At 73.2% G+C, this 13,977-nt stretch carries 7 protein-coding genes and 1 pseudogene; 6 read left to right on the forward strand and 2 right to left on the reverse strand.

The annotated features are described in order from the left end of the window. Positions 1-32: 32 nt before the first annotated feature. Positions 33-3,069 (forward strand): annotated as a pseudogene (locus tag ACZ68P_RS06410) (helix-turn-helix transcriptional regulator). Positions 3,070-3,088: 19 nt separating this feature from the next. On the opposite strand, the gene ACZ68P_RS06415 reads toward ACZ68P_RS06410, so the two are convergent. Together ACZ68P_RS06415 and ACZ68P_RS06420 are read right to left on the reverse strand one after the other, a co-directional pair. After that, entirely contained in the window at positions 3,089-4,225 is a 1,137-nt protein-coding gene (locus tag ACZ68P_RS06415) for a PQQ-dependent sugar dehydrogenase (protein ID WP_471003428.1), read from the reverse strand. 316 nt (positions 4,226-4,541) lie between these two features. After that, on the reverse strand, positions 4,542-5,543 hold the full coding sequence (locus tag ACZ68P_RS06420; protein ID WP_471003431.1) for an aldo/keto reductase: 1,002 nt from the start codon (positions 5,541-5,543) through the stop codon (positions 4,542-4,544). A gap of 102 nt (positions 5,544-5,645) precedes the next feature. On the opposite strand from ACZ68P_RS06420, the gene ACZ68P_RS06425 reads away from it, so the two are divergent. The 5 genes from ACZ68P_RS06425 (at position 5,646) to ilvC (ending at position 13,829) form a co-directional block, all read left to right on the forward strand. Further along, the gene (locus ACZ68P_RS06425) at positions 5,646-6,581 is read left to right on the forward strand and encodes a 2-hydroxyacid dehydrogenase (RefSeq protein ID WP_471003889.1); all 936 of its coding nucleotides are present in this window, start codon (positions 5,646-5,648) and stop codon (positions 6,579-6,581) included. Between the two features lie 591 nt (positions 6,582-7,172). Further along, on the forward strand, positions 7,173-10,079 hold the full coding sequence (locus tag ACZ68P_RS06430; protein WP_471003434.1) for a putative bifunctional diguanylate cyclase/phosphodiesterase: 2,907 nt from the start codon (positions 7,173-7,175) through the stop codon (positions 10,077-10,079). Between the two features lie 212 nt (positions 10,080-10,291). Next, positions 10,292-12,142, forward strand: coding sequence for an acetolactate synthase large subunit (locus ACZ68P_RS06435; protein ID WP_471003437.1), 1,851 nt, complete (start codon positions 10,292-10,294; stop codon positions 12,140-12,142). Between the two features lie 32 nt (positions 12,143-12,174). Beyond that, complete coding sequence (gene ilvN / locus ACZ68P_RS06440; protein ID WP_158990801.1) at positions 12,175-12,699, forward strand: acetolactate synthase small subunit; 525 nt, start codon at positions 12,175-12,177, stop codon at positions 12,697-12,699. A gap of 128 nt (positions 12,700-12,827) precedes the next feature. Continuing rightward, complete coding sequence (ilvC, locus tag ACZ68P_RS06445) at positions 12,828-13,829, forward strand: ketol-acid reductoisomerase (RefSeq protein ID WP_471003441.1); 1,002 nt, start codon at positions 12,828-12,830, stop codon at positions 13,827-13,829. The last annotated feature ends 148 nt before the right edge of the window (positions 13,830-13,977 follow it).

Raw genomic sequence — 13,977 nt, forward strand, 5'->3', positions numbered from 1 at the left:
CCCGTATGGGGACGACGGCGGACGCCTGTGCGATGCTCGGCGCCGTGCAGACCAGGTCAGTCAGCCCCGTGTTCGTCGGCCGGGCCGGTGAGTTCACCGCCCTCACCGACGCGCTCGCCCGCGCCCACGCCGACAGCGAGCCGCAGGCGCTGCTCCTCGGCGGCGAGGCCGGTGTCGGCAAGACGCGGCTCATCGAGGAGTTCGTCGCCGCCGCCTGCGGCCGGGGCGCCGTCGTTGCCGTGGGCGGCTGCGTCGAAGTGGGCGCGGACGGACTGCCGTTCGCGCCTTTCTCCACCGCGCTGCGCTCGCTCGGCCGCCGGCTCCCCGACGAGCTGGCTGCCGCGGCCGCGGGCCAGGAGGGCGAACTCGCCCGGCTGCTGCCCGAACTCGGCGAGGTCGGCAGCCACGAGCCCTCCAACGAGGACTCCACCGCCCGTCTCTTCGAACTCACCGTACGGCTCCTGGAGCGGCTCGCCGCCGACCGGACGATCGCCCTCGTCCTGGAGGACCTGCACTGGGCCGACGCGTCCACCCGGCACCTGCTCGCGTACCTCTTCCGCACCCTGCGCCGCGGCCGGATCGTGGTCGTCGCCAGCTACCGCGCCGACGACATCCACCGCCGCCACCCGCTGCGCCCCCTCCTCGCCGAACTGGACCGGCTGCGCACCATCCGGCGCATCGAGCTCTCCCGGTTCACCCGCACCGAGGTGCGCCGCCAGCTCACCGGCATCCTCGCCGCCGAACCCGACCCCGCCCTCGTCGACGAGATCTTCGACCGCTCCGACGGCAACGCCTTCTTCGTCGAGGAACTCGTCGTCTCCCACGAGGCAGGCTGCGCCCCCGGCTCCCTCACCGACTCCCTGCGCGATCTGCTGCTCGTCCGTGTCGAGACCCTCCCCGACGACGCCCAGCGGGTCGCCCGGCTCGTCGCCGAGGGCGGATCCACCGTCGAGTACGCGCTCCTCGCCGCCGTCGCGCGGCTCCCCGAGGACGACCTCATCGAGGCGCTGAGGGCCGCCGTCGGCGCCAACATCCTGCTCGCCGTCCCGGACGGCGACGGCTACCGCTTCCGCCACTCCCTGGTCCGCGAGGCCGTCAGCGACGACCTGCTGCCCGGCGAGCGCTCCCGCCTCAACCGGCGCTACGCCGAGGCCCTGGAAGCCGACCCCACGCTGGTCCGGGCCGACGAACGGGCCACCCGGCTCGCCACCTACTGGTACCGCGCGCACGACCCCGCCAGGGCGCTCCCGGCCGTGCTCCGGGCCTCCGTCGAGACCCGCAAACGCTCCGCGTACGCCGAGCAACTGCGGCTCCTCGAAAGGGCCCTGGAGCTCTGGGACGAGGTCCCCGCCGAGGTGCGCGGCTCCCTGCGGCCCATGGACTACGCCGAGGCGTACCCTCCGTCCGGCTGCGACCCGGAGACCACACCACTGCGCTACCTCGACCTGCTCGCCGAGTCCGCCTACGCCGCCCGGCTGTGCGGCGAACGCGAACGCGCCCTGAAGATGGGCAAGATGGCGCTGCGGCTCCTGGACGGCGAGGACGGCGAGGAGCGCGACCCGCTGCGGGCCGCCTGGTTCTGGACCGAGCGCTCCCGGATCGTGTCGGGCCTCGGACGGTCCGACGGCTGGGCCGAGATCGCCACCGCCCAGGAACTCGTCAAGGGCCTGCCCCCGTCCGGCGTGCACGCCCGCATCCTCGCCGTGGCCGCTGGCTGGGGCATGCTCCACAAGCCAGGACCGGAGAGCCTCGCCTCCGCCGAGCGGGCCGTCGAGTACGCCCGCCTCGTCGAGGACGAGTCCATCGAGCTCGGAGCCCGCCTGACCCTCGGCACCCTGCAGGTCAACGCCGGAGACCGGGAGACCGGACTCGCCACCATGTTCGAGGTGCGCGACCGCACCCGCGCGCTCGGCCTCCACCACGAGTCCGCCCGCGCCCACGTCAACCTCTCCCACGTCCTGGAGAACCTCGGCCGCTCCCGGGAGGCCGTCGAGGTGGCGGAGGAGGGCATCCGGCTCACCCGGGACCACGGACTCCTCGACAGCCAGGGCTGGATCCGCGCCCAACCAGGCGGAGTCGCAGCTCTCCCTCGGACTCTGGGACGAGGCCCAGCGCAACTGCGAGTGGCTGGAGCGGGCCGGGACCCGCTCGAAGCCGCGCGGCTCCGCGGCGCTGCGCCTGGGCCAACTCGCCCTGACCCGCGGCGAGCTGAGCGTGGCCGTCGCGCAGCTGGCCGTGGCGCGCGAGCACTATGGCGAGGCCGACCCGATGCCGCAGTACACCGTCCCGACGCGCCAGGTCGAGCTGGGCATCGCCGCCGCGGCCGGCCGGATCCACGAGGCACGGACCGTACTGACCGCGGCGGCGGAGACCGGCTTCCCGCCCGGCACGCACCGCGAGGGCTGGCCGCTGCTCCTCGCCGCCGCCACCGCCGAGGCCGACGCACTCGGCCTGCCGGCCGCCGAGGGGGGCCGCGCGGAGGCGATCGCCGTGATCCGTCGGTGCGTACGGGGGATGGCGGCCCCGGCCCTCGTCTGGGAGGCGTACTCCCTGCACACCTCGGCGGAGCTGGACCGTGCCGAGGGCCGCGGCTCCGCCGACCGCTGGGCCGAGGTCGTCAGCGCCTACCAGCGAACGGAGCGCCCCTTCCAGCAAGCCCGCGCCCGGCACCGCCTGGCCGACGCGCTCCTGGCGGAGGGCGGCCGCCGAGAGGAGGCCGCGGTCCTCCTGCGCGAGGCCCACGCCACCGCCGTGCGCCTGGGGGCCCACCCGCTCCGGGAGGACGTCGACCTCCTCGCCGCCCGCGCCCGGCTGCCGCTGACCCTCCCGGACCGCGGCCCGGAGCCGGACCACGGCGACGACGCGTTCGGCCTGACCCCCCGGGAGCGGGACGTGCTGCGACTGGTCGCCGAGGGCCACACCAACCGCCGGATCGCCGAGGAACTCTTCATCTCCCCGAAGACCGCGAGCGTCCACGTCTCGAACATCCTCGCCAAGCTGGGCGTCTCCGGCCGCGGCGAGGCCGCCGCCCTGGCCCACCGCCTCCGCCTCGTCCAGGCCCCCGCCTAGGAGGACCCGCCGCGGCGGGTCAGCGCACGTCGAGGCGGAGGATCCGGTCGTCGCCCCGCTCCGGCGTGCCCCGGGTGTCGGTCTCGCTGGTGGTCAGCCAGAGCCGGCCGTCACCCGCCGCGACCACCGTGCGCAGCCGGCCGTACTCCTCGGTCAGGAACGCCTGGGGTTCCCCGGCGCGCTCGGCGCCGGAGAGCGGGACGCGCCACAGCCGCTCGCCCCTGAGCCCGGCCATCCAGATCGCGCCCCCGGCGTACGCGATCCCGCTGGGGGAGGCCTCGGACGTCCGCCACTGCGCCACCGGGTCCACGAAGTCGGGGTCGTCGCCCCGGCCCTCGACCTCCGGCCAGCCGTAGTTCCCGCCCGGCCGGACGAGGTTCAGCTCGTCCCAGGTCGTCTGGCCGAACTCGGCCGCCCACAGCCGTCGGTCCGCGTCCCAGGCCAGGCCCTGCACGTTGCGGTGCCCGTACGAGTAGACCACCGAGCCGGGGAAGGGGTTGCCGGGCGCGGGGTCGCCCTCGGGCGTCATCCGCAGGATCTTGCCGCCCAGCGACTCGCGGTCCTGTGCCAGGCCGGTCTCGCCGCGCTCGCCGGTGCCGGCGTACAGCATCCCGTCGGGGCCGAAGGCGATCCGCCCGCCGTTGTGCACGTTCCCCTTCGGGATGCCGGTGAGGACCTCCTCGGGCGGCCCGAGCCGGTCCCCTGCCCCGCCGCCGTACCGCATCCGGACGATGCGGTTGTCCGACTCGGCGGTGAGGTACGCGTACACGAACCCGTCCCGCACGGCCAGGCCGAGCAGCCCGCCCTCTCCACCGGGGACCACGCCCGGCACCACACCGAGCGGCGTCTTGGCACCGGACCGGCCGTCGACGCGGGTGACCGTCCGCTCGTCGCGGGAGGCGACCAGCAGATCGCCGTCCGACAGGACGGCGACGCCCCACGGTGACTCCAGGCCTTCGGTCAGCGTGCCGGCGACCGTCACCCCCGCCGGCGGAGGCGACGAGGCGGAGGGCGACGAGGCGGAGGGCGACGAGGCGGAGGGCGACGAGGGCGCCGCTTGCTGTCCGCCGCGCGCGTCCCCGCCCGAGGAGCATCCCGCCCCCGCCACCAGGGCGAGCGCGGCGGCGGCCCACAGGCTCTTCACGGTTCGGCTCATGGTCCGGCTCACGGCTCGGTCCCCTCTCGGAGCGGCATCCCCTCCACCCTTGATACACCGCCCGGCCCACACGCGTGCGCGATCGCACCTCCCGACCCGGCGGCCCGCCTCGCGACGGGAGCCGGCCGCCCCGCGCCCCGGCCGCCGGCGCGCGGGCAGGGCCCAGGGCCCCGGCCGACGCCCGGTCTCCACGACCCGGTCCGACGAGGCCCGGCCGTGCGTCCCGGCCCGGCCCCACGCGGCCCGTCCTGCCCCGCCGCGTTCGCGATCCGCCCCGCTCCCGCGCCCTCCCGCCCCGCTCCCGCGCCCCCCCGGCTCAGTCCCACGACCCCCGGGGCGGCGGCAGTCGCGCGATCTCCGCCAGGTCCGCCGGCGTCAGGACCAGCTCGGCCGCCCGCGCGTTCTCCACCGCCCAGCGCTCCCGTTTCGCGCCCGGGATCGGGACCACGTGCGGCCCCCGGCCCAGCGCCCACGCCAGTGCCACCTGCGCCGGCGTCACCTCCGCGCCGTGCCGCGCCGCCACTCGCCGCAGACCGGCCACCAGGGGCTGGTTGGCGGCCATCATCTCGGCCGTGAAGCGGGGGTGCCGGGCGCGAGGGTCGTCCGGCTCGAAGCCGCCACCGGGCGTCAGCGTCCCGGTGAGGAAGCCGTTCCCCAGCGGCATAGCGGCGAGGAAGCCCACGCCCCGCGCCTCACACCACGGCAGCAGCCGCTCCAGCGCCTCCGGCGACCACACCGACAGCTCGGCCTCCACCGCGCTCACCGGGAACACCTGCTGGACCCGCTCCAGCTGCCGAATCGTTCCCTCGTACAGATCGGCGCCCGCGCCCCGCCGTGGCGCCCGCGCGCCCACCGCACACAGGCCGAGCGCCCGCACCTTGCCCGCCGACACCAGCTCGGCCATGGCCCCCCAGGTCTCCTCGACCGGCACCTCCGGGTCCGCGCGGTGCAGCTGGTAGAGGTCGATCACATCCGTCTGCAGCCGCCGCAGCGACGCGTCGCAGGCCCGCCGTACGTACCCGGGACGGCCGTTGGCCACCACGTGCTGGTCGCCGACGAGCAGACCGCACTTCGTCGAGACGAACGCCTCGGCCCGGCGCTCCTTCAACACCCGCCCCAGCAGGAGCTCGTTGGTGAACGGCCCGTACATGTCGGCGGTGTCGAGCAGGCTCACCCCGGCGTCCAGCGCCGCGTGCACCGTGCGCAGCGAACGGTCACCCCGCTGCTGCGAGCCGCTGTAGGCCCAGTTCATCGGCATACAGCCCAGGCCCACCGCGCCCACGTCGAGCGCCGCCGCCCCGATAGTCCTGCGCTCCACCTGCCGGTACCCCTCCCTGTGCCGTCCCCCAAACTAACCAATGGGGCCCCGAGTTCTTCGCATAGCCTCGCGGTCATGACCTTCGACAAGACGACCCCTGACGTGTGGCTTCCCCTTCCGGCGCAGGAGATCGACGGACTTCCCGTACCGGGCGCGTCCGGGCCGAACTACCGCTTCTGGGACGGCGGACCCGACTTCCCCGCCGACCCGGCGCACTGTGCCTTCTACGTCGTGCCGTACATGAAGGGCTCCGAGATCGCCGTCCGGCCCCTCGCCGGGATGACCTCCCTGCGGGCCGTGCAGACGCTCTCCGCCGGGACCGACCACGTGACCCCCGGCCTCGCCTCCCTGGGGCCCGGCGTCGAGCTGTGCAACGCCAAGGGCGTGCACGAGGCCAGCACGGCCGAGCTGACGCTCGCCCTGATCCTCGCCTCGCTGCGCGGCATCCCCGGCTTCGTCCGCGGCCAGGACGCCGAGGAGTGGCGCTCCGGCTTCTACCCGGCGCTCGCGGACAGGACCGTCCTGATCGTGGGGTACGGGTCGATCGGCGCCGCCATCGAGGACCGGCTCGTGCCGTTCGAGTGCGCGCGGGTCGTGCGCGTCGCGCGCTCCGCGCGTGCCACAGAGCGCGGGCCGGTGCACCCGCTCTCCGAGTTGCCCGCCCTGCTGCCGCAGGCGGACGTGGTGGTCCTCTCCACTCCGCTCACCCCCGACACCCGGCACCTCGCCGACGCGGTCTTCCTCGGGCGGATGAAGGACGACGCCCTGCTGGTGAACGTGGCCCGGGGTCCGGTCGTGGACACGGCCGCGCTGCTCAAGGAGGTCGAGAGCGGCCGGATCACCGCGGCGCTCGACGTCACCGATCCCGAACCGCTGCCGGCCGGACACCCCCTGTGGCACGCTCCCGGTGTCCTCGTCAGCCCTCACGTCGGGGGCTCCACCTCGGCGTTCATGCCGCGCGCCAAGCGGCTGATCGCCGCCCAGCTGACCCGGTTCGCGGCGGGGGAGCCCCTGGAGAACGTGGTCCTGACGACCTGACCCCCGCGCCCGCGAGTGCCCCGGGGCGCGCCGTTCCGCGGTGCGCCCCGGCCGAGCGCCGCCCAGTCACGGAGAGTACTGCACCCCTGTCCCTGAGTGACCGTCCTGGTGTATCGTCCCGATGTGGGGGACTGCGTCGAGTACGGGCTGACGCTGGGGAGCGACGTGACGGGACATGAGATTCCGAGGGGGGTGACGGGTGACGTACGGCCGACGGACCGACGATCCGACGCGGCGGGACCGCCGTCGACGACCCTCGCACGCGACGCGGGACGACCACCCGCGCCGGCGGGCGGTCCGGACGGAGCACGGGCCACCGCCCCACGTGACGCGGGACGACCACCCGCGCCGGACGGCGGTCCGGACGGAGCACGGGCCACCGCCCCAGGCGACGCGGGACCGCTTTCCGCTCCGCGCGGACGTCCGCGCGGAGCGCGGGACACCGCCACCCTGCCGGCCCGGGCCGACCGGCGCACCGCCGAGGCGGGCGGCGGCCGCGGCGCTCTCCCGCCGGGTGCCGGCGGCACCCCCGCCGCCGTGGACCCCGCGACGCGGGAGCACGTCCGTGCCGACGAGGCGCCGGGAGCACCGATGACCACCCCCGGCGCCCTGATCGACCGCGACCACTCCAGGGGGGCGGACCACGCCCCCGCGTCCGGCTCCGCGCCCCCGGGAGCGGGCGCCCGTCCCGGGTGGCGCCGCCCCGCCCCGCCCCGGCACGGCGCCGGCGGGCTCCTCCCGCAGATCGTCCTCGGGCTGATCTGCGGGGGATACGCCACCGGCGCGGCCCTCGGCTGGGGGTCGGAGCGGCTGGCCCTCGTCATGGGGGACTTCGGACTCAGCGCCGCGGCCCTCGCCGCCGGCGTCTCCTGCTTCCTCTACGGCCGGGTCCGCGAGAGCCGCTTCCGCCCGGCCTGGCTGCTCTTCGCCTTCTCCTCCGTCATGGCCGCCGCCGGGAACGCCGTCTGGGGGTGGTACGAGGTCGTGCTCGACCAGGAAGTGCCCAGCCCCTCCATCGCCGACCTCTTCTTCCTGCTCTTCGCCCCGCCCGCCATCGTCGGCCTGCTCGTGCTCGCCAAGAAGCCCGTCACCCGGGCCGGCTGGGTCTGCCTCGCACTCGACGCCTGGCTCATCGGGGGCTCCCTGCTGACCCTCTCGTGGAGTCTCGCCCTCGCCCACACCGCGCACTTCGAGGGCGAGAGCGTCGCCCGGGCCGCGCTGACCCTGGCCTACCCCCTGCTCGACATCGTTCTCGTCAGCATGGTCCTCGTCCTCCACTTCCGGCGGGCCCACGTGAACCGCTCGGCGATCAACACCGCCATCGCGGCCCTCGCCCTCACCGTCCTGTGCGACGCCCTGTTCACGTCCCCGCTGCTGCGCGAGAACTACGCCTCGGGACAACTCCTCGACGCCGGCTGGTTCGCCGGTTCGCTGCTCCTCGCGTACGCCCCCTGGGGGGTGCGGCGGCCGCCCGACCCGGTGCCCCCTCCCCCCGCCCCGCGCGGCCAGCGCCCGCACAGCCGCCCGGTGGCCGGCTCGCTCGCCGCCCTCACGCCCTACCTCGCCGCGGCCGTCTGCACGCTCGGCATCCTGTACAACGTCGTCGAGGGACGCAGAGTGGACCGCGTGGTCGTCTTCACCGGCTGCACGGTCGTGCTCGCCCTCGTGGTGCGCCAGGGCATCATGCTGCTCGACAACATCGCCCTCACCCACGAGCTGGCCCAGAAGGAGAACCACTTCCGGTCCCTGGTGCAGGGCTCCAGCGACGTCATCATGATCGCCGCGCCCAACGGCATACTCCGCTACGTGAGCCCCGCCGCCTCGGGGGTCTACGGCCGGGAGGCCGAGGAGCTGATCGGCTCCGAGCTGGCCTCCCTCATCCACCCCGACGACCTCGGTGGCGTGGTCCACGAAGTGCGCCGGTTCCTGGCCGCGTCCCCCGCGCAGGAGCCCACGACCCGTATCGAATGCCGCTTCCGCTCCGGCCGGGGCGACTGGCTCAACGTCGAGTCCACCGTCAACCGCCACCAGGGCGGCCTGATCTTCAACAGCCGGGACGTGACCGAACGGGTCCGCCTCCAGGCCCAGCTCCAGCACAACGCCGAACACGACCCGCTCACCGACCTGCCCAACCGCGCCCTCTTCACGAAGCGGGTCAAGGGCGCCCTCAGCGGCCGGCGCTCCTCCGACCCCGGCACCGCCGTGCTCTTCATCGACCTCGACGGCTTCAAGGGCGTCAACGACCGGCTGGGCCACCAGGCCGGCGACGAACTGCTCGTCCAGGCCGCCCGGCGCCTCCAGGACTCCGTACGGGCCGGGGACACCGCCGCGCGCCTCGGGGGCGACGAGTTCGCCGCCCTGATCCTCGGCGACGGAGGGCGGGACAGGGCGGCGCGCGAGTGCCAGGTCACCGAGATCGCCGACCGGCTGCGCCTCACGCTCTCCCAGCCGTACCGCCTGGAGGGAGGTGACGACGTGCGGGTCGCCGCCTCCATCGGCGTCGCCTTCGCCGAGCCCGGCATCGGCGCCGGGGACCTGCTGCGCAACGCCGACCTCGCCATGTACCGGGCCAAGGCCGGCGGCAAGGACCGCGTGGAGCTCTACGCCCCGCAGATGCAGGCCGAGGTCGTCCGCCGGACGGAACTGGCCACCCGGCTGCGCACCGCGCTGCACGAGGGCGAGTTCGCCCTGCTCCATCAGCCGGTCGTCGACCTCACCACCGGCCGGATCGCGGCCGTCGCCGCCCAGGCCCGCTGGCGTTCCGCGCAGGGGATCCTCTTCACCCCCGCCGAGTTCCTGCGGGTCGCCGACGACGACGAGCGCACCGCCGCACTGGGCCGCTGGCTCCTCGAGGAGGCCGTCGAGCAGGCCGCCGAACGGGCCGGACTCGGCCACCGCACGCCGGTCTCCATCCGGCTCTCCGCCCGCGGACTGCTCGACCGCTCCCTGCCGCTCGGCTCCGTCGAGGCCCTGCTGACCCGCCACGGGCTGCCGTCCGGCTCCCTGATGATCGAGCTGGCCGACAGCGACCCACGCGTCTCCTTCGACGACCTCGAACAGCGCCTCGTCGCCCTGCGCCGGCTCGGCGTACGCATCGCCCTGGACGGCTTCGGCAGCGGGTACGGCGCCATCACCGCCCTGCGGCGGCTCCCCGTCGACGTCCTGAAGCTGGACAGGAGCCTGGTGGAAGGCGTGGTCGAGTCCGCCCGGCTCCGCAAGATCACCAGCGGGCTGCTTCGGATCGCCGGCGACCTCGGCCTCCAGTCCGTCGCCGACGGTGTGGACGTACCCGAGCAGGTGCTCGCCCTGCGCGGAATGGGCTGCACGCACGGCCAGGGCGTGGCCTTCTCCGGCCCGCTCGACGAGTACCGGCTGCGCCGGGCGCTGGTGCGGGACGGCTATCCGCTCCCCGGCCGCAGCGTCGAGGCGGTCCCGGTCCCCGCCGGGAATCATCCCCCGATCGGCTCACATAATGAGACGCCTGTCCCACCCACTTGACACTGACAGTGCGTCGGGGGGAGGGTCAGTGCCATGCGCACCCGAATTCTCGTACTTGGAAAGCGCGTCGGCTGAAGCAGGGCCCGTACACGGCCCGGCTTGAACGCTCCCGACGCGCTCCCCTCGCTTGCCTCCCGGCACGAGGGGTTTTTTGTTGCACCGGCTCCCCCCAAACCCTCGCAAAAACCCTCTGCTTCGAGAAGAGAATGCTGATGACCGAGCAGGCCACCGGGCACCATCCGCAGCCGCGGGCCCGTAACGGCGGACAGACCGCCACCACCGTCGAGCACGTCACGGGTGCGCAGTCCCTCATCCGTTCTCTCGAGGAAGTGGGGGCCGACACCGTCTTCGGTATTCCGGGCGGCGCCATCCTCCCCGCGTACGACCCGATGATGGACTCCAAGCGGGTCCGCCACATCCTGGTCCGCCACGAGCAGGGCGCGGGCCACGCCGCGACCGGCTACGCCCAGGCCACCGGCAAGGTCGGCGTCTGCATGGCGACCTCCGGCCCCGGCGCCACCAACCTGGTCACCCCGATCGCCGACGCCCACATGGACTCCGTCCCGCTGGTCGCGATCACCGGCCAGGTCGCCTCCAAGGCCATCGGTACGGACGCCTTCCAGGAGGCGGACATCTGCGGCATCACGATGCCGATCACCAAGCACAACTTCCTGGTCACCAAGGCCGAGGACATCCCGAGGACGATCGCCGAGGCGTTCCACATCGCCTCCACGGGACGTCCCGGCCCGGTCCTGGTCGACATCGCCAAGGACGCCCTCCAGGCGAAGACCGTCTTCAGCTGGCCGCCGCAGACCGACCTGCCGGGCTACCGCCCGGTGACCAAGCCGCACGCCAAGCAGATCCGCGAGGCCGCCAAGCTGATCACCGGCGCCAAGCGCCCGGTCCTGTACGTCGGCGGCGGCGTCCTGAAGGCCGGCGCCACCGCCGAGCTGAAGGTCCTCGCCGAGCTCACCGGCGCCCCCGTCACCACCACCCTGATGGCGCTGGGCGCGTTCCCCGACAGCCACCCGCTGCACGTGGGAATGCCGGGCATGCACGGTGCGGTCACCGCCGTCACCGCGCTGCAGAAGGCCGACCTGATCGTCGCCCTCGGAGCCCGCTTCGACGACCGTGTCACCGGCAAGCTGGACAGCTTCGCCCCCTTCGCCAAGATCGTCCACGCCGACATCGACCCGGCCGAGATCGGCAAGAACCGCACCGCCGACGTCCCGATCGTCGGTGACGCACGCGAGGTCATCGCCGACCTGGTCCAGGCCGTCCAGGCCGAGCACAGCGAGGGCAACAAGGGCGACTACACCGCCTGGTGGAGCGACCTCAACCGCTGGCGCGAGACCTACCCGCTCGGCTACGACCTGCCCGAGGACGGCAGCCTGTCGCCGCAGCAGGTCATCCAGCGCATCGGCCAGCTCGCCCCCGCCGACACCATCTACGCCGCGGGCGTCGGCCAGCACCAGATGTGGGCCGCCCACTTCATCGACTACGAGAAGCCGGCCACCTGGCTGAACTCCGGCGGCGCCGGAACGATGGGGTACGCGGTCCCGGCCGCGATGGGCGCCAAGGCCGGCATGCCGGACCGCCCGGTCTGGGCGATCGACGGCGACGGCTGCTTCCAGATGACGAACCAGGAGCTCGTCACCTGCGCGCTCAACAACATCCCGATCAAGGTCGCCATCATCAACAACGGCGCCCTCGGAATGGTCCGCCAGTGGCAGACCCTCTTCTACAACCAGCGCTACTCCAACACGGTGCTGCACTCCGGCCCGGACGCCACCGGCCTTGAGCCCTCCAAGGGCACCCGCATCCCGGACTTCGTCAAGCTGTCCGAGGCCATGGGCTGCGTCGCGCTGCGCTGCGAGGACCCGGCCGACCTGGACAAGGTCATCGCCGAGGCCAACGCGATCAATGACCGCCCCGTCGTGGTCGACTTCATCGTCCACGAGGACGCCCAGGTGTGGCCGATGGTCGCCGCCGGCACCTCCAACGACGAGGTCATGGCCGCCCGGGGCGTCCGCCCCGACTTCGGCGACAACGAAGACGACTGAGACAGAGAGCCGTAGGAAGAGGAACGACGCACATGACTAGGCACACGCTCTCCGTCCTGGTGGAGAACACCCCCGGCATCCTCGCGCGGATCGCCGCCCTGTTCTCCCGCCGCGGCTTCAACATCGACTCGCTCGCCGTCGGTGTCACCGAACACCCCGACATCTCCCGCATCACCATCGTGGTCAATGTCGAGGACCTGCCCCTGGAACAGGTGACCAAGCAGCTCAACAAGCTGGTCAACGTCCTGAAGATCGTCGAACTCGAGCCCAGCGCCGCGATCCAGCGCGAGCTCGTCCTGGTGAAGGTCCGCGCCGACAACGAGACCCGCTCCCAGATCGTCGAGATCGTCCAGCTGTTCCGCGCCAAGACCGTGGACGTCTCGCCCGAGGCCGTCACCATCGAGGCCACCGGTTCGAGTGACAAGCTCGACGCGATGCTCAAGATGCTGGAGCAGTTCGGCATCAAGGAACTCGTGCAGTCCGGCACGATCGCCATAGGGCGTGGTGCCCGGTCCATCACGGACCGCTCCCTGCGCTCCCTCGACCGCAGCGCCTGACCCCTCACGCACCGCCGGACGGTCGACCACCGGTCCGTCCGGCGGTCCGCCTGGCGAGACCCGACAACCTTCCTTCCGCCGACCGCCGTACGGTGGGAAGCAACACCAGCACTTCAAGGAGATTCCCAGTGGCCGAGCTGTTCTACGACGACGACGCCGACCTGTCCATCATCCAGGGCCGCAAGGTCGCGGTGATCGGATACGGCAGCCAGGGCCACGCCCACGCGCTGTCGCTCCGTGACTCGGGTGTCGACGTCCGCGTCGGTCTGCACGAGGGCTCCAAGTCCAAGGCGAAGGCCGAGGAGCAGGGCCTGCGCGTGGTGACGCCCGCCGAGGCGGCCGCCGAGGCCTCCGTCATCATGATCCTGATCCCGGACCCGATCCAGGCTCAGGTCTACGAGGAGTCCATCAAGGGCAACCTTCAGGACGGCGACGCCCTGTTCTTCGCCCACGGCTTCAACGTCCGCTTCGGCTTCATCAAGCCCCCGGCCAACGTGGACGTCGCCCTGGTCGCCCCCAAGGGCCCGGGCCACCTGGTCCGTCGCCAGTACGAGGAGGGCCGCGGCGTCCCCGCGATCGCCGCCGTCGAGCAGGACTCCACGGGCAACGCCTTCGCCCTGGCGCTCTCCTACGCCAAGGCCATCGGTGGCACCCGCGCCGGCGTCATCAAGACGACCTTCACCGAGGAGACCGAGACCGACCTCTTCGGCGAGCAGGCCGTCCTCTGCGGCGGTGCCTCCGCGCTGGTGAAGGCGGGCTTCGAGACCCTGGTCGAGGCCGGCTACCAGCCGGAGATCGCCTACTTCGAGTGCCTCCACGAGCTGAAGCTCATCGTCGACCTCATGTACGAGGGCGGCCTGGAGAAGATGCGCTGGTCGGTCTCCGAGACCGCCGAGTGGGGCGACTACGTCACCGGCCCCCGCATCATCACGGACGCCACCAAGGCCGAGATGAAGCAGGTCCTCACCGAGATCCAGGACGGCACGTTCGCCAAGAACTGGATGGACGAGTACCACGGCGGCCTGAAGAAGTACGACGAGTACAAGACCCAGGACGAGAAGCACCTCCTGGAGACCACCGGCAAGGAGCTGCGCAAGCTCATGAGCTGGGTGAACGACGAGGAGGCGTAAGCCTTCGGTGGGGATCCCCCCACGCCCCCGGGCGTAGGGGGAGGGGCCGGACACAGCGTCCGGCCCCTTCCCACATCGTTGGCCAGCCCGTCCAACCACGGACGGGTGATCCTTCCAACGAGGCGCATGATGCGCACCGGCGCACCAC

Source organism: Streptomyces sp. NPDC036822 (assembly GCF_055609145.1).